Source organism: Lysinibacillus sp. FSL R7-0073, assembly GCF_038009065.1.
Classification (GTDB): domain Bacteria; phylum Bacillota; class Bacilli; order Bacillales_A; family Planococcaceae; genus Lysinibacillus; species Lysinibacillus fusiformis.
This window is the reverse complement of record NZ_JBBPAS010000001.1, coordinates 794,432-819,584: the sequence shown is the minus strand read 5'-3', so window position 1 is coordinate 819,584 and position 25,153 is coordinate 794,432. Positions and strand designations below refer to the sequence as shown.

The 25,153-nt window shown below is 37.2% G+C and carries 27 protein-coding genes and 1 other annotated feature; of the genes, 8 read left to right on the top strand and 19 right to left on the bottom strand.

The genetic code is table 11. From position 1 onward, the window contains the following. Positions 1-41 precede the first annotated feature (41 nt). Genes spoVAE through MKY88_RS03850 form a run of 4 tightly spaced genes read right to left on the bottom strand, consistent with a single transcriptional unit; the run spans position 42 to position 2,264 of the window. Positions 42-401 (bottom strand): stage V sporulation protein AE, encoded by a 360-nt coding sequence (gene spoVAE, locus MKY88_RS03865; RefSeq protein ID WP_008174255.1) that lies wholly within the window; start codon positions 399-401, stop codon positions 42-44. Positions 402-417: 16 nt separating this feature from the next. Further along, on the bottom strand, positions 418-1,413 hold the full coding sequence (locus MKY88_RS03860; RefSeq protein ID WP_069480140.1) for a stage V sporulation protein AD: 996 nt from the start codon (positions 1,411-1,413) through the stop codon (positions 418-420). Continuing rightward, complete coding sequence (gene spoVAC / locus MKY88_RS03855) at positions 1,407-1,862, bottom strand: stage V sporulation protein AC (protein ID WP_069480139.1); 456 nt, start codon at positions 1,860-1,862, stop codon at positions 1,407-1,409. Before spoVAC ends, MKY88_RS03860 begins: the two co-directional genes overlap by 7 nt. Beyond that, positions 1,863-2,264, bottom strand: a complete 402-nt coding sequence (locus MKY88_RS03850; protein ID WP_225316259.1) for a YhcN/YlaJ family sporulation lipoprotein — start codon at positions 2,262-2,264, stop codon at positions 1,863-1,865. It lies immediately after the preceding gene. A gap of 125 nt (positions 2,265-2,389) precedes the next feature. On the opposite strand from MKY88_RS03850, the gene MKY88_RS03845 reads away from it, so the two are divergent. Next, complete coding sequence (locus MKY88_RS03845; RefSeq protein WP_008174263.1) at positions 2,390-2,914, top strand: CotY/CotZ family spore coat protein; 525 nt, start codon at positions 2,390-2,392, stop codon at positions 2,912-2,914. A gap of 64 nt (positions 2,915-2,978) precedes the next feature. Here MKY88_RS03845 and MKY88_RS03840 read toward each other — a convergent pair whose 3' ends face one another. From MKY88_RS03840 to MKY88_RS03815, 6 genes are all read right to left on the bottom strand, one after another. Continuing rightward, positions 2,979-3,380, bottom strand: a complete 402-nt coding sequence (locus MKY88_RS03840) for a hypothetical protein (protein WP_340813024.1) — start codon at positions 3,378-3,380, stop codon at positions 2,979-2,981. A gap of 52 nt (positions 3,381-3,432) precedes the next feature. Continuing rightward, positions 3,433-4,809, bottom strand: coding sequence for a magnesium transporter (mgtE, locus tag MKY88_RS03835; RefSeq protein ID WP_025116815.1), 1,377 nt, complete (start codon positions 4,807-4,809; stop codon positions 3,433-3,435). Between the two features lie 292 nt (positions 4,810-5,101). Beyond that, positions 5,102-6,037, bottom strand: a complete 936-nt coding sequence (locus MKY88_RS03830; protein WP_340813023.1) for an RluA family pseudouridine synthase — start codon at positions 6,035-6,037, stop codon at positions 5,102-5,104. Then, a complete protein-coding gene (locus MKY88_RS03825; RefSeq protein WP_025116813.1) occupies positions 6,012-6,806 on the bottom strand; it encodes an NAD kinase in 795 nt (264 codons plus the stop codon). Before MKY88_RS03825 ends, MKY88_RS03830 begins: the two co-directional genes overlap by 26 nt. Continuing rightward, on the bottom strand, positions 6,803-7,474 hold the full coding sequence (locus MKY88_RS03820) for a GTP pyrophosphokinase (protein WP_008181494.1): 672 nt from the start codon (positions 7,472-7,474) through the stop codon (positions 6,803-6,805). The genes MKY88_RS03825 and MKY88_RS03820 overlap by 4 nt, the downstream gene beginning before the upstream one ends. Before the next feature lie 53 nt (positions 7,475-7,527). Continuing rightward, on the bottom strand, positions 7,528-7,911 hold the full coding sequence (locus tag MKY88_RS03815; RefSeq protein WP_069480137.1) for a UPF0738 family protein: 384 nt from the start codon (positions 7,909-7,911) through the stop codon (positions 7,528-7,530). 127 nt (positions 7,912-8,038) lie between these two features. Here MKY88_RS03815 and MKY88_RS03810 point away from each other — a divergent pair, with 127 nt between their 5' ends. The 4 genes from MKY88_RS03810 to MKY88_RS03795 all read left to right on the top strand — a co-directional run bounded on the left by MKY88_RS03810 (position 8,039) and on the right by MKY88_RS03795 (position 10,850). Further along, positions 8,039-8,626: a CYTH domain-containing protein gene (locus tag MKY88_RS03810; protein ID WP_193831003.1), complete on the top strand. Its 588-nt coding sequence runs from the start codon at positions 8,039-8,041 to the stop codon at positions 8,624-8,626. A gap of 28 nt (positions 8,627-8,654) precedes the next feature. Beyond that, positions 8,655-9,422 (top strand): lytic transglycosylase domain-containing protein, encoded by a 768-nt coding sequence (locus tag MKY88_RS03805; RefSeq protein WP_269780949.1) that lies wholly within the window; start codon positions 8,655-8,657, stop codon positions 9,420-9,422. Positions 9,423-9,640: 218 nt separating this feature from the next. Further along, complete coding sequence (locus MKY88_RS03800; RefSeq protein ID WP_031418760.1) at positions 9,641-10,048, top strand: globin domain-containing protein; 408 nt, start codon at positions 9,641-9,643, stop codon at positions 10,046-10,048. Next, on the top strand, positions 10,041-10,850 hold the full coding sequence (locus tag MKY88_RS03795; protein WP_069480134.1) for a DsbA family protein: 810 nt from the start codon (positions 10,041-10,043) through the stop codon (positions 10,848-10,850). Before MKY88_RS03800 ends, MKY88_RS03795 begins: the two co-directional genes overlap by 8 nt. 386 nt (positions 10,851-11,236) lie before the next feature. Here MKY88_RS03795 and pepF read toward each other — a convergent pair whose 3' ends face one another. From pepF to spxA, 4 genes are all read right to left on the bottom strand, one after another. After that, positions 11,237-13,054 (bottom strand): oligoendopeptidase F, encoded by a 1,818-nt coding sequence (gene pepF / locus MKY88_RS03790; RefSeq protein WP_340813022.1) that lies wholly within the window; start codon positions 13,052-13,054, stop codon positions 11,237-11,239. 53 nt (positions 13,055-13,107) lie between these two features. Beyond that, a complete protein-coding gene (locus tag MKY88_RS03785; RefSeq protein ID WP_340813021.1) occupies positions 13,108-14,229 on the bottom strand; it encodes a competence protein CoiA in 1,122 nt (373 codons plus the stop codon). A gap of 178 nt (positions 14,230-14,407) precedes the next feature. Then, positions 14,408-15,076, bottom strand: a complete 669-nt coding sequence (gene mecA / locus MKY88_RS03780) for an adaptor protein MecA (RefSeq protein WP_008181512.1) — start codon at positions 15,074-15,076, stop codon at positions 14,408-14,410. A gap of 435 nt (positions 15,077-15,511) precedes the next feature. Further along, positions 15,512-15,907, bottom strand: a complete 396-nt coding sequence (spxA, locus tag MKY88_RS03775) for a transcriptional regulator SpxA (RefSeq protein ID WP_025116803.1) — start codon at positions 15,905-15,907, stop codon at positions 15,512-15,514. 486 nt (positions 15,908-16,393) lie between these two features. Beyond that, positions 16,394-16,619, top strand: a binding site (T-box leader). A 61-nt stretch (positions 16,620-16,680) separates the two neighbouring features. On the opposite strand from spxA, the gene trpS reads away from it, so the two are divergent. Then, a complete protein-coding gene (gene trpS, locus MKY88_RS03770) occupies positions 16,681-17,670 on the top strand; it encodes a tryptophan--tRNA ligase (protein WP_340813020.1) in 990 nt (329 codons plus the stop codon). Between the two features lie 337 nt (positions 17,671-18,007). Here trpS and fabF read toward each other — a convergent pair whose 3' ends face one another. Together fabF and MKY88_RS03760 are read right to left on the bottom strand one after the other, a co-directional pair. After that, entirely contained in the window at positions 18,008-19,249 is a 1,242-nt protein-coding gene (fabF, locus tag MKY88_RS03765) for a beta-ketoacyl-ACP synthase II (RefSeq protein ID WP_193830999.1), read from the bottom strand. A 30-nt stretch (positions 19,250-19,279) separates the two neighbouring features. Next, the gene (locus MKY88_RS03760; RefSeq protein ID WP_340813019.1) at positions 19,280-20,218 is read right to left on the bottom strand and encodes a beta-ketoacyl-ACP synthase III; all 939 of its coding nucleotides are present in this window, start codon (positions 20,216-20,218) and stop codon (positions 19,280-19,282) included. Between the two features lie 384 nt (positions 20,219-20,602). Between MKY88_RS03760 and MKY88_RS03755 the strand changes: the two genes are divergently transcribed. Next, on the top strand, positions 20,603-20,797 hold the full coding sequence (locus MKY88_RS03755) for a YjzD family protein (RefSeq protein WP_025116798.1): 195 nt from the start codon (positions 20,603-20,605) through the stop codon (positions 20,795-20,797). Positions 20,798-20,846: 49 nt separating this feature from the next. On the opposite strand, the gene MKY88_RS03750 is transcribed toward MKY88_RS03755, so the two are convergent. Continuing rightward, positions 20,847-22,973, bottom strand: coding sequence for an ATP-dependent Clp protease ATP-binding subunit (locus tag MKY88_RS03750; protein WP_340813018.1), 2,127 nt, complete (start codon positions 22,971-22,973; stop codon positions 20,847-20,849). 269 nt (positions 22,974-23,242) lie between these two features. Here MKY88_RS03750 and MKY88_RS03745 point away from each other — a divergent pair, with 269 nt between their 5' ends. Further along, positions 23,243-23,929 carry a Crp/Fnr family transcriptional regulator gene (locus MKY88_RS03745; RefSeq protein WP_193830997.1) on the top strand — a complete coding sequence of 229 codons (687 nt, stop codon included), beginning with the start codon at positions 23,243-23,245 and terminating at the stop codon, positions 23,927-23,929. A 59-nt stretch (positions 23,930-23,988) separates the two neighbouring features. On the opposite strand, the gene MKY88_RS03740 is transcribed toward MKY88_RS03745, so the two are convergent. Both MKY88_RS03740 and MKY88_RS03735 read right to left on the bottom strand, forming a co-directional pair. Then, positions 23,989-24,297 carry a metal-sulfur cluster assembly factor gene (locus tag MKY88_RS03740; protein ID WP_036123413.1) on the bottom strand — a complete coding sequence of 103 codons (309 nt, stop codon included), beginning with the start codon at positions 24,295-24,297 and terminating at the stop codon, positions 23,989-23,991. Positions 24,298-24,350: 53 nt separating this feature from the next. After that, positions 24,351-25,115, bottom strand: a complete 765-nt coding sequence (locus tag MKY88_RS03735; RefSeq protein ID WP_193830996.1) for a prolyl oligopeptidase family serine peptidase — start codon at positions 25,113-25,115, stop codon at positions 24,351-24,353. Between the last annotated feature and the right edge of the window lie 38 nt (positions 25,116-25,153).

The window sequence follows — 25,153 nt, the reverse complement described above, 5'->3', positions numbered from 1 at the left end:
CTATAATATGTTTTGGTTGTAGAAATGGGAGGGGTATTCGTCTAGTCGATATTTCCTTTAGGCTTAAAAATTAATGCACCAATAAAGGCAAAAACAATAGCAGCACTGATTCCTGAGCTTGTTACTTTAAACATTCCTGTTAAGACGCCAACCAGTCCATGCTTTTCTGCTTCAGCCATTGCCCCATGTGTTAGGGAATTACCAAAAGAGGTAATGGGTACAGTAGCTCCTGCGCCAGCGAAATTAATTAATGGCTCATACAACCCCATGCCATCCAATATAGCACCAAGGACAACGAGTGTACTTAATGTATGGGCTGGTGTTAAATTACCGACATCCATTAATAATTGGCCGATGACGCAAATAATGCCTCCAACAATAAATGCAAATACAAATGTCATTACCATAATTTATGCCTCATTTCATTGTAATTTCGATCGCATGTGCCGTACATGGAATCGTCTCACCCTGTTGAAACGATAATGGAGATAATAATGCCCCGGTTGCCACTAATAATACATGCTTATAGCTACCCGCTCGCATCTGCTGAAGAACGTAACTAAAAAAAACAGCTGCCGAACAGCCTGCACCACTTGCACCTGATTGAAAAGATTCGTCTTGCCCATAAAACTCAGCACCTGCATCGCGTAAAAGAGTTAGTTCCTCATTTTTCACACCATTTTCAACAAGCATTCCCTTCAAAAGCTTTAAACCAAGCTGACCTAAATCGCCCGTTAAAATTAAATCGTAATGATAAATTTTTTGATTTCGTTGTTGTAAATGAGATTGGATCGTTTGAAAGGCGGCAGGTGCCATTGCAGCACCCATATGGAAAGGATCATCCATGCCGTAATCAACAGACTTACCAATTGTGGCGGCTTCGATGGAAGGATACTCTTCACGGTGTTTACCGATTAGCGCATAGCCAGCAGCCGTTACAGTCCATTGAGCAGTTTGTGGCTTTTGTGCACCGTAATTGATGGGATAACGAAATTGACGTTCTATCGCATTATGCTGACTTGAGGCACCAGCTAATGAATAATTAGCAGCACCTAACTCTGTTAAAAGACAGGCAATAATGACGGAAGAAACAGAGGTGGCACACGCTGAAAATAGTCCAATAAATGGAATTTCTAAATCTCTTGCTGCAAAATTGGTCGGGGTCATTTGATTGACCAAATCTCCGCCCATTAAATAATCAATATCTCCACTTTGTACGTTCATTTTCTTCATGGCTGCATCACAGGCTTCTTCAATCATTTTACGATGCCCCTGTTCATTGGTTTTCATTTGCCAACGTTCATCATCATACACTGCATCAAAATACTGACTAAAAATACTTCGGTTCTCTAATGGACCTGCTACCACTCCACCTGCTAATAGGGATGGTTTCGATTGAAAAACAATTACCATGAAACCACTCCTATCATTACGAAGATATATTTAATAAGTGCTACGAAAAACGCTGCTACTACCCCAAATAAAACCACTGACCCTGCTAGCTTAAATAAATTACCGCCAACTCCTAATACTAAACCCTCTGATCTATGCTCGATAGCTGCGGAAATAACGGCATTACCAAATCCAGTTACTGGCACTGATGAGCCTGCCCCAGCAAATTGGCCCATTCTTTTATATAGACCAAGCCCTGTTAACAACATGGCAAAGAACACCATTGTAGCTACGGTTGGATTACCGGCTGTCGCTTCTGTAAAATTGAAGAAAATAATATAAAAAAGGGACACAGCTTGGCCAATTGTACAAATAAGACCGCCGACAAAAAACGCCTTTGCTACATTCTTTAAATATGGAGGCTTTGGTGTCACATTTTGCTCCAACTGCTGATATTGCTCTTTTTCCATTTATGTCTTCTCCTTTGCAAGCTCTTTAAGTTCTTTAATTTTATCGCTTAATTTATTATCTTCAATCTGATCCTTTTTTATTTTATTGGCTTCATAAAATATTTTATAATCAGCTGAGACAAAAACATCTTTATTTGGATATTTCTCATCAAATTTTTTTTGCAACTTTTTCTCTAACTTAGTCTTCTTCCACTTTTCCCATGGTTTAATTTGTACTGCAACAAGCATACTATCGTCATAATGGATAACGGTTGAACGTTCCACATAGTCCTCTTCTTTTATAAGGGCTTCGACTTCACTTCCATTTTGAGATGGACCGTAGACGATAAATTTTTCTTTTTCAGCACAACCATTTAATAGCAAAACGACTAAGAGAGGTAACGTCATTCCAAGTAGCCTCAAGTTTTACCCTCCTTTTCTTTAAAGTTTCTCCACACATAAAAAAACTATTCATATATACAAAAGCCCGAGTCCAAATTTGAAAAGCACATATTGTAGAAGTAGTAACAAGGAAAGGAGGTGACAATATGGGTTGTGGTAAGCCAACAAATCCTATTGGACCAATCCATTCAGCAGGCTGCGTTTGTGACGTAGTGCGCGCTATTTTAGATATTCAAAATCAAGCGGTGCGAGATGAGTGTTCTCCATGTACAGCTAACTGTTTCTTAGAACCACTAGGCGGGATTGTTAGTCCTGCTCGCTCTCAAGCAGATACACGTGTATTTATGTTAATTACAAAAGATGGTACTCCTTTCAAAGCATTCTTTAATTCCCCAACTGCAGATCCTTGTATTTGCACATCCGTATTCTTCCGCGTTGAAGATATGTTTGATGAGTGTTGTGCGACTTTACGCGTTTTAGAACCTCTATGTACATTCGATTCTAGCGAAAGTACAGTAGATTTATTAAGTCGTGACGGCTGTTGCGTAAATATGAAGAAGATCTGTAAAGTGGATGATTGGAACTCAACAGATAGCTGTATTACTGTAGACTTATCTTGCTTCTGTGCTGTACAATGTATCGCTGATGTTGACTTAGGGATTTGTGACTAATTTCTTTCACCTTTGACACACACACATAAAAAAAGTGTACAGCATCCTCTGCTGTACACTTTTTTTATAATGATGGTAATTGTCTTCCCCGCCAAAGGACTTGTTTTATATCTTCAAAATAAATAATTTCCTGTGTTTTTAATTCTAGTGAGGTAAGCATTAAAGAATCATTTTGTACATCTGAAGCAGAACCAGTTAATTTTCTACCATCTTTTAAACAAACTAAAAGCGGCTGATAGGCACGCTGACGAAATGGCTTTTCTAAAAATTGAAGTTGTTTTAGTAAATACGGATCCACTTCCACATCTTTTACAACTTCATCTTCCTCTTCAACCGTATCCTCTACATAAGTATTGTCCTTTACGTATACAGATGTACTTTCATCTAAATCGAGTTCATGCAACACCTTAGAAATATTTAAAAAATACGATGGTGATTTTATAAACAATCGTGGTTCTTGACCCACAAACTCACTTCCCCTTTTTCCATACAATATGCGAAAGTAAGTAAATTGGTTCTTAGCCTATTTGACTTAAGAAAACTGTTGCTAAACCTAAATAAATTAAAATACTTGTAATATCATTTAAAGTTGTAATAAACGGGCCGGAAGCAACAGCTGGGTCAATTTTTAAACGATGCATTAACAAAGGTATAAATGAACCAGCCAATGTCGCAACTAAAATCGAGCCACAAAGTGCAGCACCTACTAACATCCCGAGTACTAGTTCTTGTTTCCAAAAATAAACGATACCAATGACAATTAAGCCGCAAACAATTCCCGACATTAAGCCTGTGCCAGCTTCTCGTAGCAGTAATTTTAATTTACTATGTTCTTCTACATCACCTGTAGCAATCCCTCGAATAGCTACGGCCAAAGCTTGTGTTCCACTATTCCCTGATGTTCCTGAAATCAAGGGAATAAAGACTGCCAATAAGGCAACCTTATCTAAAGTATCCTCAAATTGCCCCATTAAATTGGCTGTTAACATACCTAAAAACAGTAGTACCACCAACCATGGTAAACGTTTTCTAGCAGCTTGGAGTGGTGTGACATCAAATTTATCCATATCAGAAATACCGGCTAACTTAGAGTAATCCTCAGATGCCTCTTCATCAATAACGTCAATAATATCATCGACGGTGATAATCCCAAGTAGTTCACCTTTGTCATCAATAACAGGTGTCGCTAAGAAATTATAGTCTTTCATTATGTGTGCGACTTCCTCTTGGTCATCTCCTACATGTACCATAACGACGCGTTCATTCATAATTGAACGAATAAGTGTATCCTCTTCAGCAATAATTAAATCTCTTAATGAAATAACACCCGTCAAACGGTGCTCTTCATCTACTACGAAAATATAATAAATGGTCTCAGCATCTGGTGCCTCTTTACGTAAAATGGCCATTGCTGAACGCACTGTAGAGTTTTCTGGAATAGCGACATATTCAGTTGTCATAATGGACCCAGCTGTATATTCATCATAGCTTAGTAGCTCATTAATTTCTTCAGCCGTTTCCTCATCCATCATTTCCAGATAACTTTCACGTTGCTCCATATCCAGTTCATTTAAAACATCGGCTGCATCGTCTGCATACATATGAGAAAGCATTTCTGCCCCATAAGATGGATCCATTTCAGCTAGATATGCTTTATATTCATCATCTTCAATATCGATTGCCTCAAAAATATCAGCCATTTCTGTCGGAGACAAGAACGAATAGATGATCTTCCTTATATCAGGTTCCACCTTTTCGTAAAACGTTGCCTGATCATATGGATGAAGTTCTAAAAACTCATCACGGAATGCGTCAATATTATGTGCTTCGAGCATGCCTCGTAAATGTGCTTCGTCAAATTGCACATCATCCTTTTCATTTCTATCCTCTATCATGCTTGTCCCCTCCTTCCGAGCTATCCATCATTGTTACGGGCAAAACCGTAAATCTACCTTCTATATAATAGAGCGAATTATCCCCTTCTGCAAACCCTTTTTTGTTTATTTCCACGAGGATTTACATGCCCTTCTATATAATGGTATTCCTTCCTAAAAAAATCATGACGTTTTCTATTTTACTATACCCTATATTTGTCCTTGTCAAATGAACAGGGTGTAAAGAACCCTTTATTTACTATCAAAAATGATAAGGAGATGCCCGTTGTGCGAACATCTCCTTATCATAATATTAATCGGAAGATCCTTTAAGCAAATTTTGCATATCTTCATTAAGTATACTTGTGAACTGCAAATGTTCACATGTTAAGGGATGTCTCATATTTAAGGACACACAATGTAGTGCCTGGCGGTCCATATGAAGTCGACTTCCTCCATAAAGTTCATCACCAACAAGTGGATGACCTAACGACGACATATGTACACGAATTTGATGTGTACGTCCTGTATGCAATTTAAGGCCTATATGTGTCATCGGTTCAGTCCCTAAATAAAAACGTTTTATTACGGTTACATCCGTATGAGCATATTGCCCATCCTCACGAACTTCTCGCTCAATAATGCTCGTTTCTTTCCGCCCAATAGGTGCCACGATTGATTGTCTATCCTGGTGAACATGTCCTTGGACAATTGCCTCATATTGCCTTGAAATCTCCCCATTACGCTGAGCCAAGCCCGTTAAATGATGAATATGTGCATGCTTGGCAATACAGAGTAAACCTGAAGTATCTCGGTCAAGTCTCGTTACAATATGAGCAGTGGACGCTATTCCTTGCTGCTCAAAGTAGCCGCAAACTAGATTGGCAATACTATTGGTTGGGTGTTCACGTGAGGGAATCGTGCTTTGGTGAGCCGGTTTATTTAACACCAAGATTGTATCATCTTCATATACAATAGCCAAATCGCCATACTCGATCGTGAGCCCCTCACTCTTTTCCTCAGGAGGAAACGTCACCTCCACACAATCATCAACTTGAAGGGTATATCTCACATTACGTTCGATCCCATTCACCGTTAATAACCCTCCATCGAACTTTATAGCTGTTAATGCTCGCTTAGATATACGCCATTCTTGTAGAGCTTCTCGTAATAATTGGCCTTCTTTCTTAGCCATAAAGCGCAATGTAAATCTTGTATCCATCTTACTCATTTGCAACGAATGATTCATGCACACGTTCCCAAAATGGGAATGGACGGAAACGTGCGAAACGTACTCTTTCATTTGCCACGTTAAATACAATTGCCTTTACATCACCCTGTGTAATTTGTAAATGGTCCACAGTCATATTAAAGTTTTGTTCATTTACTGGACGTAAAACGCAATGATGGTGGGCGGGTAAAATTAATGGAGAACCAACTGTCCTGAATACACGATTATTAATGGATGCAATTTCTGTAATTTGAAGTGCTGCTAAAGTTGGATGAATGATTGCTCCTCCAAGCGCTTTATTGTAGGCTGTACTTCCAGAAGGAGTTGACACACAAAGACCATCTCCTCTGAAACGTTCGAATTGATTGCCATTTAGCTCGACGTCCATTACAAGTGTGACATCTGGCGATTTAACTGTTGCCTCGTTTAAAGCTAGATACGTATTTGATTCTGCATTATGATGCTCCACCTTCACTTCTAACAGTGGATATTCCACCACATTAAAATCCTTTTTAGCAATGGACAAAACTAACTTTTCTAATTCTGAAGGCTTCCAATCTGCATAAAAACCTAGGTGTCCTGTATGGATGCCGACAAATGCCACTTGATCTAATAAATGAGAATATCGATGAAAGGCATGTAAAAGCGTCCCATCTCCACCTATAGAGACAACGATTTCAGGTGCTTCCTCATCATAAGTCAAGCCAAAATCCTGTAAGTAGGTTTTAGCTAGCTCCATTAGCTCATTGGATTGTGCATCGCGACGTGATTGAATAGCAAATTTCATTGTGAGTCACGCTCCTTCTCCGATAGTAAATTAGGATTCGATGCTTCCTTGTATTCGCTGAAATACGCCTGTGCTTCTTGAATTTCACTACGAATGGATGACATTTCCTCATCTAAGCGAAATGCTGCCTCAGCCGCACTTTGCAAGCGATTTTTTATTTCCTCTGGGAACATGCCCTTATATTTATAATTTAAAGAGTGCTCAATAGATGCCCAAAAATTCATAGCGAGTGTTCGTATTTGGATTTCGGCTAACACTACCTTTTTCCCCTGAATCGTTTCAACAGGGTATTCAACAATCATATGGTAGGAGCGATAACCACTTGGCTTATTATGTGTAATATAATCGCGTTCTTCCACTACACGCATATCCTTTCGTTGACGAATAAGCTCCGTTACTGTAGCAATATCATCAACAAATTGACACATAATTCGAAGACCGGCAATATCACCGAGTTCATCACCAAGTTGTTTAGATGGCTCAAAAGCTAACCCTTTTTCCAATGTTTTATCATATATACTTGCTAAGGGCTTTACACGTCCTGTTACAAATTCTATAGGTGAATTGGCATTAACAATACCGAATTGCGAACGCATGCCCTTTAATTTTACTTTTAGTTCATCTACTGCTTGTTTATAAGGACTTAAAAATATTTCCCATTGTCCCATCACAAAAACCTCCCGACATTCGGTATCGAACACCGTCTGTTCGTTTTGTCTTTCTATTCAGCGAGAATTGCCTTGAAGTGTTGTTCCACTGTTTGGACAAATTCTGCCCCGTAATTGTAATTTCCTTCAATATTATACACGAGCATTTCCAATTCATCGTAGAAATTTGTAAGCTCGATTGCTTCTTCATTTATTCGCAGTATTGGATCTTTCTTTTTTTGTAAAATATGTACAAGATTCTCCCAACTACTCGGTGGAAAACGCAAGTAATGATAGTCTTCGCCTGCATCCAGTAAATAAATAAATGCAAAATCATCTGAATCTGCAATAAGTTGTCCAGCAGGTTTTAACTGTAAATTTACTTCATTGTCGTTTAAACTAAAATGAAGTTGATCTTGTTCAAAATTCGATGTATCTATTGTATAAATTTTACGCACGTGCGGTTCCCCTTTTCGTTGTACTCTTCCTCTTATTTTAGCACAGAGGGTAAATAGTTGCAGTGTGTAAATGTTAAATCAAGCGAAACAGCGAATGAAAAATAAAAAAATAAATAGGTGAATATAAATGACACAAGAAATTGAAATCGAGTTTAAAAATCTCCTAACTAAACATCAATACGAGCAACTATTACAAGATTTCCACATTCGTAAAAATGCTATTCATCGTCAAACAAATCATTATTTCGACACACCTACTCATGCAATTCGCAAGCTACAAAGTGGACTACGCATTAGGCAAATCGGTGAAAATTATGAATGTACACTTAAAGAAAAAAATGCTGAGCATGCTCACCTTGAAACTACGGCTCAATTAACAGCGGCTCAAGCTCAGAAAATGCTGGAGGGCGAAGGCTTTTTTGCTGAAGAGGTCGCCAAAAAACTTGCTATTCATAACATTCCCTTAGACCAATTACGGGTGTTTGGCTCACTTACTACAGATCGTGTCGAAATTCCGTATAAAGAGGGTCTTCTTGTTTTTGATCATTCTTACTATTTGCAGTGCGACGATTATGAGGTAGAATATGAAGCAAAAGATGCCATTAAAGGAAAAGCAATCTTCGACGAATTTTTACAACAATATGGTATTCCAAAGCAAGAAACTGATAAGAAAATCGCCCGCTTTATGAAGGCTTTACAGCAGCAAAATTCATAATAGTATAAAAAGAAAGGTGACTAACTTCTTGGATATTCAATCACTAAGATCTTTAATGGAGATTCAAGCATTACAAACACTTGGATCGACAGATAGTTCATCCACAAACGCTTTGACAGACAATCAATCTATTTTCTCTGACATGATGGAAGAATTATTAGGGGACGCTTCAACTGCCAGCAATGCCAAATTATCTAGCTTACTAGGTTTAGGCACAGCGAACGCTGATATCTTGAATCAGTTAGCTAATACTTCAGAAGGAACGCTTGAATCTTTGTTATACAAAGGTTCTAATGCTGTGTACATTCCTGAATCCGTTAAGCAGGCATTAGCAAGCTCTTATGGGCATACAAAACTCGATTCCTATGTTTCAGATAATGTTATTGGCTCAACTGCCTATGCCAACTCTTTGGCAGGAGCAGATCAATATGCTGCTATTATCGAAAAGGCCTCAGTAACCTACGGTGTACCTGAGAAGCTTATTGCAGCCGTTATAAAACAAGAATCTAATTTTAATCCATCCGTAGTTAGTCATGCAGGAGCGCAGGGCTTGATGCAATTAATGCCTCAAACAGCACAGTATCTAGGAGTTACCAATGCTTTTGATCCAGAGCAAAATATTATGGCTGGGGCAAAATATTTGCGCCAAATGCTAGATAAGTTTAATAATGATCCTACATTAGCATTGGCAGCCTATAATGCTGGCGCCTCTCGTGTCACAAAATATGGAGGCATCCCTCCTTTTAAAGAAACACAGAATTATGTCAAAAAAGTGATGAATTACTTCACAGTGTAATCGCATTATTCTTACTATCTATCTTTTTTCCAACAAATTTCACCCTCTGTGGTGAAATTTGTGCTTTTATAGCGAACAACAATTCGAAAGAGCTCTTTATTTGTGAAAACGAAAAGACGTTGATAGAATGAAGGTAGTCACAAGAAATTCACATTTTAATGATGACGGAGTATATAAATGATACTTTACGATATAAAGATTAAAGGAGCATATAACTTATGAGTCGAAAATACACTGTTCCTTATGAGGAGCTGGGGGCTGAAAAACTGGCAGAGCTTATTCATGCATTCTATAAAAGAGTTGCTCAGCATCCTGATCTTATTCCAATCTTTCCAAAGGATTTAACAGAGACAGCCCGTAAGCAAATTCAATTTCAAACACAGTATTTAGGTGGACCAAATCTCTTTACTGAAGAACATGGACATCCAATGATGCGTGCACGTCATATGAATTTTCCGATTACACCAGACCGCGCACAAGCTTGGCTGGAATGTATGTCAGAAGCTATGGATGAAGTAGGTTTGGAAGGGAAGTTCCGTGAAACTTATTATCAACGTTTAGTATTAACAGCTCATCACATGGTTAATACGCCTAATGACGATGAGGGGGAATTGTTACGTGAATAATATTCAAATGCTACAAGAACCAACGCCAACGATTTCTACTGCCAATAAGCCTATTGAATTGTATATTTTCGTAGATCCACTTTGTCCTGAAGCTTTTAGTATGCAAGCTGTGCTTCGTAAATTACAGCTTGAATACAACCATTACTTCACTTGGCGTTTTGTTCTAAGCACTGAGCTTACTTCTTTAAACTGCTTAAGTAAACGTGTAAAGGGTTGTATATCAGGCATAGAGTTAGATATTAATCACCCTGTATTACCTTCTATCGCTATTAAAGCGGCCGAATTACAGGGCAAACGCGCAGGTGCACGATATTTATCGAAATTACAAGAATATGTATTACTAAGCCATCAAGATGTAAACTCCTATGCTACTCTTTTAAAGATCGCAGAGGATATTCAACTAGATATGAATGAATTTACCGTTGACTTCGGCTCCAAGGAAGCAGCACGAGCTTTCCAATGTGATTTATACATTAAACGTGAAATGGAAGTTGACGAAGTCCCAAGTATCGTATTTTTCAATGAATGTATAGAAGATGAGGGACTAAAGGTTAGTGGTAGCTATGCCTATGAAGTTTATGAACATATTTTAGAAGAAATGCTCAATGAGCAGCTTGTACGTCAGCCTTTACCATCAATAGAGGACTTATTTTCACAATTCCATACACTTTCTACAAATGAAATAGCATTTATCTATTCATTAACAGAACAAGCAGCCGAACGTGAACTAAAGAAACGTATGCTGCAACAAAAGATTGAACGAATCCAGACAACTCACGCTACATTATGGCGTCTTAAATAATACACGTTAAGGACTTAACTAATAACCATTAGTTGAGTCCTTATTTTATTACATAAAAACAAAGAAACGCCTCTATCCTCGACCGATAGAGACGCTTCTTTTTCACAAAGGGGATGGGAGAAATGTTCACGTTCAAACAAAGGGGTGTATGTTTGTTTTGTGATTTATTTCACAAGAATTACTCTATCATGGAATAATATATTTAGCAATGAATCCAATACTAGATTCACAAATTTGTCAAATAGAAAGCGATTTCAAACAGTATTTTTCCAAGATGCACTCTTTTAAAGTATTTATAAATCAAAAAAAATCATTATTCTTTCCATTCAATTAAAGCTGTCTAAAAAAAAAATCAGGCTATAGGAACATTCCTATAGCCCAATTAATTAGTTATTCAACAATAATTTTTCTAATTCATTCAAACGCTCTTCAAATACTTTACAAGCATCCTCTATTGGCTTAGCAACGTTCATATCAACACCTGCTGCCTTTAATACTTCAATTGGGAAATCCGAGCAACCTGCTTTTAAGAAGTTATTAATATAACGTTCTACAGCCGGTTCACCCTCCTCTAAAATCTGTTTACTCAATGCTGTAGCTGCTGATTTGCCTGTCGCATATTGATAAACATAGTAATTATAGTAGAAGTGTGGAATACGTGCCCACTCTAAACCAATTTCCTCATCCACAACCATATCATCACCGAAGTATTTTTTATTAAGTTCATAATACACTTCAGTCAATCGATCGGCTGTCAAAGACTCACCGTTCTTATCCATTTGATGAATTAGGTGTTCGAATTCAGCAAACATTGTTTGTCTGAAAACTGTACTTCTGAAACCGTCTAACCAATGATTTAGCAAGTAGATTTTTTGTTGAGGGTCATCAATGGTTTTAAGTAAATAGTCGTTTAATAGTTCTTCATTACATGTCGAAGCAACCTCAGCGACAAAAATAGAGTAATCCCCGTAAACAAATGGCTGATTATTTCTTGAATAATAACTATGAACACTATGACCAAATTCATGTGCTAACGTAAATAGATTATTCACATTATCTTGCCAATTCATTAGAATATAAGGATTTGTTCCATAGGCACCGGATGAGTATGCACCACTCCGTTTCCCTTTATTCTCTAAAACATCTACCCAACGGTTATCTAATCCGTTTTGAACGATATTTTGATATTCCTCGCCTAATGGCGCTAAAGCCTTCACTAAAATATCTTTAGCTTCGTCGTAAGTAACCTTCATTTCTACTTCTTTTACAAGGGGGGCAAATAAATCCCACATATGCAATTCATCCACACCTAAAAGCTTCTTACGTAACGAAATATAACGCTGCATCGCAGGTAAATGCTTATGGATGGTTTCTACTAGTTGATCATAAACATTTTCAGGAATGAAATTATTAGACATTGCTGCCTCACGTGCAGAGTCATAATGACGAATACGAGCACTCACATTATGTTTTTTCACATTCCCTGTTAGCGTTGACGAGAACGTATTTTTAAACTTGCCATATGTTTCGTACATGGCTTTAAACGCACCTTCACGAACAGAGCGATCTTTGCTCTCTAAAAATTTGATATAGTTACCATGCGTAAGTTGTACATCTTCCCCTTCTTCATTTTTCACATAAGGGAATTCCAAATCCGCATTATTTAACATACTGAATGTATTAGAGGCAGTGCCTGTTACCTCAGATATTTGTGCGAGTAATGCTTCCTGTTCCGCTGGTAAGACATGTGGACGTGCCATTGTAATTTCTTTTAACGATTGCTTATACAATTGTAGGTCTTGATTTTCAGCTAAATAGCTTTTAATTGTTTCTTCATTTAATGCCAAAATTTCTGGAGTTAAAAATGATAGACCAGCAGAAATACTAGTTGCCAATGTTTGAATACGGCTATTCATATCTTGATAAAAACTATTTGTCGTATCCTGATCATAACGCATATGAGCATATGTGTAGAGCTTCATCGCGCGTTCATAAATATGATCGTGATATTGTAAAGCCGCTAATAATGCCTGTGCTCCATTATTTAAAGTGTCTGCAAAACTAGATGCTTTTTTAGCAAGCTCTGCAACTTCCTTGAACTCATCTTCCCAAAGTGCATCGGATGCAAAAATATCCTCTAATCGCCATGTTAATTCTTCAGGTACTTCATTTCGTACTAAAATTTGATTACTGTTACTAGCCATGTGCATGCCAGCCCCCTTTATATGTGCTTTTTTCCCTATACTCTCATATTTTCTCAGTATATTGCGGCAATTGCAAATAATTGTGCGTACACTATCTCACAAATATCCTCTAATTTCTGATCTTGGTCTATCACTTTCAATATTAGGCTATATTGCTGAACAGCCTTTACTGCCTGTTCCGTATATTCTAAATGAGATTGTATTAGAAAATCTTGAATATGGTGTTTTTTTAAGTCATATGGCTCTAAACCTAACTGTTGACTAAAATGCAACAGCATCGTTTGCCATTCACTTGCAAATAGCGAAATTGCTGTCCCTTCTTTTACGGGTATACCGACATAAGAGGGCATTGCCGAAATAGAAAAATTCACCTCATAACAACTTCGTAAAAATGAATCCTGCACGCCTTGTTTACTATGTAGGAGGCGCCTATTTGCAAATTCCTGGCAAGCATGTTTATATAGCTGCCAATACTGTTGAAATTCTTCTAAGGAAATGCAAGTTGGTAAATAAAATGGAAAGCGTTGCTTATCTATTGAGATTTTTTGGACTTTACCTATAAAAGTATGCCCATGCACATGAAGGAGATTCGTCCAATATTCAAAATGGGCTGTTTTGGCATTATAGGTCATTAAATAAGGAAGGCCTGTTGAAGTGGTCATGAATGACTTTTGTAGTAATGGAGGAATGCTTATTTTTCGAATTCCATTGATTGCTTCGTATCTTTGAGGAGTTAAAAAGAGCCAAATTGCTTGAATGTTATTTTTTTCATAGCCTGTCGTCCGTTCCTGCCATTTATGATGAGTAATTGGGCTACATTGAAATTCCAGTGCGACGTTGTTATTCTCTGAAGCAATGAGTAAATCTGGACGCTGAGAAAGTTCTGTTAAATAGGGCTCCAACTTCACTTTATGTCCTAGTTTTTGTAGCCATTCAAACAATTGAATTTTACCTTGTAAATGAAGTTTTGATTCACCTTCTGCAAATAATTTCGGACATTGACTTTTCGTATGATGTGCAAAATGTGGAATATTATAGGAACCAATTTTTAAATGAACTGGTTCTAGACATTGAGGACAAAAAAATGTCATATGGCGCCTATATTTCTGCAATACCTTTCTCGTATATTGATATGGGTGAAAAAGCTGCTGTAGATTATTATAGGCAATCAGCATAAAATCAGCTCCTTTTTGACCAACTATAGTAAAAATTAGTAGCTATCACAAATTAAAAGCTGTTTTTTCTTGAAATTTATGAAATGCCACTATTGAGCTTTTCGTATAAAAAAACTGTAGTGAATCTCGATAAAATTACCGAGTTCACTACAGTCTAAAAAATCAAGTAAACATATGCTTAAGCAAAGTATTTTCGAACTGTCTCAAAGCAATTAAATTCCATAATTTTTTCGCCGTACTCCTCTAAACGATGAATCGTAAAATTAGATGGCGTTAAAAATTCTTTGATGACCGCATTTCGATCGTGACGGTTTAACTCTTCATCTGCATTACCGAAATCAACCACTAAATAGTACCAATTTTCATATTTAAATAATGAGGAATCCACTAATTCGTCTGTCATTCGTTTTGCAACAGGGATTAACTCATCAATATCTTTAAATTTATATACATAAATGTCTGTATCCATAAATAATTCTGATTCATCCATGTCACCAAATTGAGTTAGTTGGCTAAGAAGATCATCCCCAACTTCATCGAATGGTGCAAACATCTCTTTGTGTTCATCAAAATTCGAATGACCATCTAATGTTTCACCGTCTTTTAAGATATGTGCACGTGTGACAATGATTTCTAAGCCTACTTCAGATGCATTGATATGAATCCAAATCGGACCTTCTACATCAAAATAATCCTCCGTATTTACTTCATCAATCATATCCCAAAAAAGCTGTTCACCCTTTGCTCGATTGTACCAGATTTCTTCACGACTATAGCCGCGATCCTCTATATCATTGTACGTAATAAAGAGCTTAAGTGTATTTTCATTTACACGTTCGATGTCCACTAGACCTCATCTCCCTTCACTGTCATATGTCGAAAAACAGTTTTGTTTCATTAGTATGCTTTTATTCTTTGTTTTTAACCTTCATACTGCATTTGTTTTTCAACCTTTGACCACACCAGTAAAACCACACGAGGAACTGCAAACATTAAAATTTTTTATTCACAGTTGTCTCTAACACTATTGTATGCTGTTCTGTCATAAAATGAAAAGGATATACACCGTTTCACAGAAGATATTTGAATTATTGAAATTGTAGTAAACTATTTAACTTAAATCAAGTTTAACATACTTTAACGGAAATATATGACTTTGCCCTATTAATTATTATACTTTATATAGAAGGTTTTACATAAGTAAAACATAAAAAAATAGATGTCACAATATGCATCTCACATCTGTAACATCTACTACTTATTTTATTCAGAATAGATAAAATTAATTCACCATTCTTTGTGCTTCTTGCAACTGATATGCTCGAACTTTTCGAGGTAAGAAACGACGAATTTCATCTTCGTTATAGCCAACTTGTAGACGTTTTTCATCTAGAATGATTGGTCGGCGTAATAAACCAGGATATTCCTGAATTAATTCATATAAACGTTGTAAAGGTAAACTTTCCACATCTACATTTAATTTTTGGAATATTTTAGAACGCGTTGAAATAATTTCATCTGTGCCATCTTCCGTCATACGTAAGATTTTTTTAATTTCACTAATACTTAGTGGTTCAGAAAATATATTACGTTCTGTATAGGGAATTTCGTGCTCCTCAAGCCATGCTTTCGCTTTACGGCAAGAGGTACAACTTGGTGATGTAAATAGAGTTACGATCATTCGTTCTGACACATCCTTTCATTTTGTAATCATATCTATAAACCAGTGTGTTAAATTAGAATTAATGTAATGTAAAATACACAGTACCATTATACAGCACTCCGCTGTTTTTGAATATAGTTCCAATAAAAAAAAGAATGAGCGTCTCGCTAAATTTTCTGTCTTTTTATATACCTTTTAAATGTATATACTTTTTTCACAACATTCCGAACTACTACTACTATTCCCACTTTAAGTGTATTTTAAACATCTTTTTACGTCACTCTGCTGTTCTCATTTACCTAAAATAAACGAGAAAATTGTCAATTCGACGTGTACACCACAAGTTAATTTTAATAAAAAGTTTCTTTTTATAACAAATTTACACAACAAAAAAAGCATATATTTTTTTCTCTAAAAAAAACACCGCCAAAAGTCTGACTTTACACAATGAAATCTTTATAATATAATTCAATGCAATAAAATCAATTTAATCTTAAATTGAGAAAAACGCTGACGAAGAGTAGTACATATGTTAATTACACGTTTAGAGAGTCTGTGGTGGGTGAAAACAGATCGTGGGGCATATGGAATGGACTTCCGAGTTAGCTTTGTGAACGTTTCATGAATGGAAACTACTAGCAAGGCTCGTCCCTTCACGTTACGAAGCTGAGTGGCCGTTAAGGCAAGCTGGGTGGTACCGCGGATTCAAACATCATTCGTCCCTTCATTAGAAAAAGTCTAATGAGGACGCGTGATGTTTTTTATTTGAATTCGAGGAGGAAATTTTCATGACAACCATCTTTTCTGGTGTACAGCCTACAGGAATTGTAACTTTAGGGAACTACTTAGGAGCCTTCAAGCAATTCCCTGCCCTTCAAGATGAAGGGGATGCTATTTATTGCATCGTCGATCAACACGCTATTACAGTCGCTCAAGATCCAAAAGAATTACGTGAAAGTATTCGTAAGCTTGCTGCTACTTATATTGCAACTGGCATCAATCCTAAAAAATCTACATTATTTATACAATCAGAGGTGCCAGCACATGCTCAGGCAGGATGGATGTTACAATGTGTTGCATCTATTGGTGAGCTTGAACGTATGACACAATTTAAAGATAAATCACATGGTAAAGAAAGCGTCTCTGCTGCTCTTTTAACATATCCACCATTGATGGCTGCAGACATTCTACTTTACAACACAAATATTGTCCCAGTAGGTGATGATCAGAAACAACATATCGAGTTAACACGTGATCTAGCAGAACGCTTTAATAAACGTTATGGTGACGTTTTAACAATTCCAGAAATTCAATTACCAAAAGCCGGCGCTCGTATTAAATCTTTACAAGAGCCAACAAAAAAAATGAGCAAATCTGATCCAAATACAAAGGCGACAATCAGATTGCTAGATACAGCAAAAGACATTGAGAAAAAAATTAAATCAGCTGTTACTGATTCTGATGGTATCGTAGCATTTGATGTTGAAAATAAACCAGGTGTTTCAAATTTATTAACGATTGAATCGGCTATTTCAGGTATTTCTATTAATGATCTAGTTAAAAAATATGAAGGCATTGGTTATGGTGGCTTCAAGCAAGGTGTAGCTACTGCTGTAATCGATCACCTAACGCCAATTCAAGACAAATTCTATCATTTAGTAGAATCCTCTGAATTAGACTTCATACTTGATGAAGGTGCTGAAAAAGCAAATGCAATTGCCAGTGCTACATTAAAACGTATGGAAGAGGCAATGGGTCTAGGTCGTGCACGCCGCTAATCATTTATAGCTTATCTGACGTTCGATCAAAACCTATATCAAGAACGACAGCGCATATGATGATACAAGCACCAACCGCCATATAAAATTCTGTTGTTTGAAAAATAAATTTGAACACAACTTTCCAAGAATAACCTAGCGTACGGTAATTTAAATACAATATAAGATTCCCTACTGAGAGGATCATGAGACCATAGCTTACTAAAAATAAAAAGAGACGGAACAATGTAACGGCATCCTTTCTATTTCTTCTTACTTATCATTTATTCACAAAACTATAAAAAAAGACGTCAGCCGTTTAAATTTGGCTGACGTTTTTTGAGTTTAGATGTTCTATTTATGCTTCATATTTTTTAAATAGAAGACTTGCATTATGACCACCAAAACCAAGAGAATTACTCATTGCATATTGAATCTTTGCTTCTCTCGCTTCATTTGGAACATAATCTAAATCACAATCAGGATCTGGATCTGTTAAATTAATTGTTGGTGGTAATATACCTTCTTTTAGTGCTAGAGCGGTAAAAATAGCTTCTACGCCCCCTGCTGCCCCTAATAAGTGTCCTGTCATAGACTTTGTAGAACTCATAGCTAGGTTATAAGCATGGTCACCAAAAGCCGTTTTAACAGCTTGTGTTTCAAATAAGTCATTATATGGCGTACTAGTGCCGTGTGCATTAATATAATCAACTTGAGATGCCTCTACACCAGCATCTGTCAATGCTTGCATCATTGCACGTGCCGCACCTTCACCCTCTGGAGCTGGAGCAGTAATATGATGAGCATCTCCTGTTGCACCATAACCTAAAACTTCCGCATAAATTTTAGCACCACGAGCTTTTGCATGTTCGTATTCTTCTAAGATGACAATACCTGCACCTTCGCCAATAATAAATCCATCACGGTTTTTATCAAATGGACGGCATGCTTCTTGTGGATTTTGATTTAAAGATAATGCAGTATTGGCACAGAAACCTGCCACAGCCATCGTTACGATTGGTGATTCCGCACCACCTGAAATCATAACATCTGCATCCCCACGTTCAATAACTTTAAAAGCGTCTCCAATTGAGTTTGTGCCAGAAGCACATGCAGTTACTGAGCAAGAGTTAATTCCCTTTGCACCAAAATGAATCGACACTTGACCTGACGCCATATCTGGAATCATCATTGGAATGAAGAATGGGCTAACTCGTCTTGCCCCGCGCTCTTGGAATGTTAAAAACTGTTGCTCATATGTTTCCATTCCACCAATACCCGAACCAATCCAAACACCAGCACGAGGAGCTAGCTCCTCATCAATTGTTAGCTGTGCATCTTCCATAGCCATGATTGAAGCAGCTAACGCATAATGTGTAAAGCGGTCCATCTTTCGAGCTTCTTTACGATCAATATATTTTTCAATATCAAAATCTTTCACTTCTGCTGCAATTTTGGCTGCAAAAAGATCTTTATTTAAACGTGTTAGCTCACCAATGCCAGATTTACCAGCTTTAATGTTCCCCCATGTTTCTTCGATGCTATTCCCTAGTGGTGTAACTGCGCCAATTCCTGTAATTACTACTCGTCTTTTACTCATTGTCTTACTCCCCTCAAGCATTTTTCCTACTTATTTTCCCCATCTCATGGCTACGGCACCCCATGTTAAGCCGCCACCAAAACCAACAAGGACTAATAAATCATCCTCTTTAATTTTACCTGCTTCAAGCTCATCTACCAAGGAAATACCAATCGATGCTGCAGAAGTATTTCCGTATTTATGAATCGTTTTTGACATTTTTTCTGGTGGTAGCTCTAATCGCTCACGAGCAGATTCCATAATACGTATATTTGCCTGATGCGGCACTAAAAAATCTACGTCTTCTTTTGTTAATCCTGCTTTATCTAACACAGTGACAGCCGATTCACCCATTTGACGTACAGCAAATTTAAATACTTCACGACCATTCATGGCAATTGTGTCTTGTTTTGTTAAATAAAGATTTTTACCGCCTGTGCCATCTGCACCAAGCTCAAATGATAAAATACCTCTACCTTCAGATACTGGCCCTATAACTGCTGCGCTCGCGCCATCACCGAATAATACTGCTGTATTTCGATCATTCCAATCAATGACTTTTGACAGCTTTTCAACACCTACTACTAAGACATATTTATAAGTGTTTGCCTCTACAAAATGTTTAGCTGTCACTAAACTATATATAAATCCTGCACATGCGGCTGCTTGATCCATCGCCGCAGCATTTACTGCTCCGAGTTGTTCCTGAACCATACATGCTACACTGGGGAAAGTTTGATCCTGTGTGACAGTTGCTACAAGTACTAACCCAATCTCCTCAGGCGTAATACCCGCTTTTGCAATAGCTTCTTTAGCAGCGGCTACTGCTAAATCTGAAGTTTCCTGATCATCTGCCGCAAAATGACGTTCTTCAATGCCTGTTCGCGTACGAATCCACTCATCCGAAGTATCCATTATTTTTTCTAAATCAAAATTTGTCACGACTTTCTCAGGAACGTATTTGCCTATTCCTAAAATACCAGCGTTCATATAGCAACCCCTCAGCTTTCTTACTATCAATTATTAGTAACTGGTCATAATTATAACGCATAGTCAAGGAATGACGCAAGATGATTTAAAATTATTGTACGTTGAACGAGTCGTTTCTTGTTATTGAAAGTAGGCTTAGGCTTATACTGCGTATAGCGTGAAGTCTATAGAGTTTCCAAATACCCTTTTTCAGGTTTGCATACTTTGGCAAATTGAATGCCTCAAAAAATACATGAGAATAATAAAATGCAAAACCTTGTATTTGTTGTGACAAATTCGCCATGTTTCACATAAAAGATTCATTTTTTTTCGATTTATGTTATGATATGATAATGAATATGAGTAAAAACTTATGATGAAAAAAGTTCGGTTGAGGTGAAATTAATGCAATATATCGTAACGTTCGTATGGTCATTCCTACTAGTTTCTATGTTAAACTATGTAGTCAGCTCTGTACTTGGTGCACCATTTGATTTTAAGACAGGGGCAATCGTTTCAGTTGTATTCTCCATCTTAATTTTTATTATTGGAGCAATCATTCCAAACGATCCTACACCAGAGGCTGCAGACCATCATTAATTCAACTAGAAAAAACCTGTTCCGCATTATGCGAAACAGGTTTTTTCTGCTATTTTTCCACTATACAATGGCCATCATGCATTTTTACATGCAATGTTTCTCCAGGCAATACCTCGCCCCGTAGCAGTTCCTTAGCCACAGCCGTTTCGATATGTCGTTGTACAAAGCGTTTTAGTGGTCTTGCCCCAAATTGAGCATCTGCTCCTTGTAGGACAACCCAATCAATTACTTCTTGGTCGACAACTAATGTAATTTCTTGTTCTGCCACACGTTTAATTAACTGCTCCACATACTTCCAAGCAATTGCTGTAAAGTGCTTATTTGATAAGGCATGGAAAAAGATAATATCATCCATACGGTTTAATAACTCTGGTTTGAAATGCTGTCTGAGAGCTGTCATAACCAAGTCTTCAACGCTTGGATCGTCATCTTTAGCCTCCATTAAATAACTAGAGCCGATATTCGATGTTAAAATCACGACGGTATTTGTAAAATTGACCATACGCCCTTGACTATCTGTAATTCGACCATCATCTAAAATTTGCAATAAAATATTAGCCACATCTGGGTGTGCTTTTTCAATTTCATCTAATAACACTACAGAATAAGGGTTACGACGTACAGCTTCTGTTAATTGACCGCCTTCCTCATAGCCAATGTAACCTGGAGGAGCACCAACTAAACGAGACACGCTATGCTTCTCCATATATTCGCTCATATCAATACGAATAAAATGATCTTCTGAATCAAATAATTGAGCAGCTAGTGCCTTAGCAAGCTCTGTTTTACCAACACCTGTTGGACCTAAGAATAAAAAACTACCAATTGGCCGATGCGGATCTTTAATACCTGCACGGGCACGCCATACAGCCTCTGTTACTAATTGAACAGCTGTATCTTGTCCAACTACCCGTTCATGTAATGTTTCTTTTAAACGCAATAGTTTTTCTCGCTCGCCCTCCACTAGTTTTGTCACAGGAATACCAGTCCAGCGAGAAACAATTGCTGCAATTTCTTCAGCTGTCACTTCTTCACGTAAAATACGGGTCTCTGCACCGCTTTCTAATTCTTTCTCGAGCACCTGAATGTCTTTTTCAAGTGTTGGAATCTTACCATGACGTAATTCAGCAGCTTTATTTAAATCATACTTACTTTCCGCCTCATCTAAATCACGGCGGTATTTATCTAATGTCTCCCGTTTTTTCTGAATATCATGTAGCTTTTCCTTCTCTGCTTCCCATTGTTGCCGCATCCCCTCAGAGGACTCTTTTAACTTAGCCAATTCCTCTCGTAATTGCTCAAGACGTTTTTTACTCGCTTCGTCCTTCTCCTTACGTAACGCTTGTTCTTCAATCTCTAGTTGCATAATACGACGAGTCACGGCATCTAGTTCCTGTGGCATTGAATCAATTTCTGTACGGATCATTGCACATGCCTCATCAATTAAATCAATCGCCTTATCTGGTAAAAATCGCTCTGTAATATAACGATTGGAGAGTTCTGCTGCAGCCACAATCGCGCGGTCATGAATACGTACTGCATGATGTAATTCAAAGCGTTCTTTTAAGCCTCGTAAAATAGACACAGTATCTTCAATTGAAGGCTCGCGTACAAGAACTTGCTGGAACCGACGTTCTAAGGCAGGATCTTTTTCAATATACATACGATATTCATCTAATGTAGTGGCACCGATACAGTGTAATTCTCCCCGGGCTAGCATGGGCTTTAACATATTTCCTGCATCCATTGCACCATCCGTTTTGCCTGCGCCTACAATTGTATGAATTTCATCAATAAATAAAATGATCTGGCCTTCTGAATCCTTAACCTCTTTTAACACGCCTTTTAAACGCTCTTCAAATTGGCCACGGTAGCTTGCACCTGCGATTAAGGCACTCATATCCAGCTCGTATAGCACGCACTCTTTCAAGCCCTCTGGTACATCACCCTTCACAATACGTTGCGCTAAACCTTCTACAATCGCTGTTTTACCAACTCCTGGCTCACCAATTAATACAGGATTATTTTTTGTTTTACGCGTTAAAATACGAATGACATTTCGAATTTCCTCATCGCGCCCAATGACAGGATCCATTTTGCCATTTTTCACTTCTTCTATTAGATTACGTCCAAATTGCTCTAATGGCTTTTGATTATCTGTTTGTTGAAATTGCATAACTAGCACTCCTTTACTTTAATATTTCGCATAATTTTTATACCCATTGTGGTTCTTTTTAAAAGTTTGACCTTCTTTGACTAACTTTATTTTACATCACTCGACAGTTCTTCGCAAAGAAATAGCACTAAATTTTTACACTTATTCTTGAAAATTTACGTTATAATAATTGTATGTTTCTATGTTTTAGTATCGAAAAGTCCACTGTCCTTTTGTAATAATCGCCATTTATTACAAAAAGAAAGCGATGTGTTGGAGATATGGTTTCAATGGATAATGTGTTTGAAAAAATTATGGACCTTTTTCAAAAGCATGGTGTTTTTATCAAAGTAACTAAAGGGAATAAAATTTTTCTAGAGGGCGAACGGTCAAAGGAAATATACTATATTAAGTCAGGTGTTATATCGATTAGTCAAGAAACCGAAACTGGCAAGGAATTGACGATTCGTATATGTGGTCCTGATAGTATCATTGGAGAAGGTTCATTATTTTGTAACCTTGTCTATAACTCCATGACTGCAAAAGTTTTAGAATCTGCTACGCTGTATGTTTTAAGTCGAAAATCATTAGAACATTTACTAGAAGAACAGCCTACGATCATGGTGGAATATATGAAGTGGCTACAAACAGAAAATTTAAAGCATCAAAGTCGTTTGCGTGATTTAGTGTTAAATGGGAAAAAGGGTGCCTTGTTTTCAACACTCATTCGTCTATCTAATACGTATGGTAAACCTTTAGAGGATGGTTCCATTTTTATTGAGTTTCAACTAACAAATACGGAAATTGCTAATTTGTGTGCGACTAGTCGTGAAATGATTAATCGTATGTTGAATGATTTAAAAAAACATGACATTTTGACTTTTGACAAAGGCTTTATTACTATTCATGATTTACAATTTTTAAAAAATGAGATTGCCTGCGAAAATTGTCCATTACAAGTATGCCGTATCGATTAATTCGTTACATGCTAAATCCCTGCTTATTTATAATAAGCAGGGATTTTTAATAGATAATATTAGCGTACACCCAATGCCATTTTTGCATAGCGTGACATTTTATCTTTTGACCAAGGTGGATTCCATACAATGTTTACATTTGTACTTTTCACTTCTGGAAGTTCATTTAATGCTGTATTCACTTGATCCACAATTACTGGGCCAAGGGGACACCCCATCGATGTTAGCGTCATTGTAACCGTCGCTACACCTTCATCATCTAATTCTACATCATATACTAAACCTAAGTTGACGATATCAATTCCAAGCTCAGGGTCAATTACGTTTTCTAATGCACCTAACATGCTATCTTTCATATCTTGATCCATTCCCATTTCTCCTTCCATCATAGTGTTAACCTTATCATAGCAGATGCATCATATTATGCCAAATGCTCTGCAAGCCAATCTGTTGCTGCCAGCATTCCATCACGTGGTACAGCATGTCCAGCCTTTTTATTCACCATGAATGTTAAATTTTCAGGGTTTGCTCGATAGTATTCCCGTAATGTTTCATAAAATTTATATGTTTCATGGAAAGGTACGGTTTTATCTAATTCACCGTGCCAAAAGAAAATCGGGCGTCCCGCAAATTTTTCAGGAGTTAGACTGACATCATAGGTTGCTAGGACTTCATTAATCTTTTGAATATCTTCCTCTGTCATGGGCCAATTGACACCACTTTTTGTGAATTGTTGCAATTGGTATTCACCCAATTTTATAAAACCAGGCGCACCCATACATATTGCAGCCGTTTGAATCCAATCATAAAGCTTAAGACAGCCTGATGTCACAATACCACCCATGGACGTACCTGCTATGCCAATTTTATGATGAGCTAATAAATTTTTATTCTTTAATTCATTATATAATTGTTCCACTTCATGAATAGAATTTATAACAATGTCCCAAAATTTCAAGTTCATTTGTATCTCTGAGAGGCCTTCGCTACGGTCACCATGAAATTTTGCATCTGGTAATAGGACACGCACCCCTTTATGCACCAATTGATATGCATAGTGTAAGTTATGTTCTTTTGCACTCATAAAGCCATGTAAAAAGATCACTACCGGGGTATCTTCATTCATATTGTCTGTATGTATATGTAATAAAGGAATATTTCCCCACATTTCTTTTTCTACAAACATTCTTGTCACTCCCAACTCTTGTCTCATCTTTATGTTAG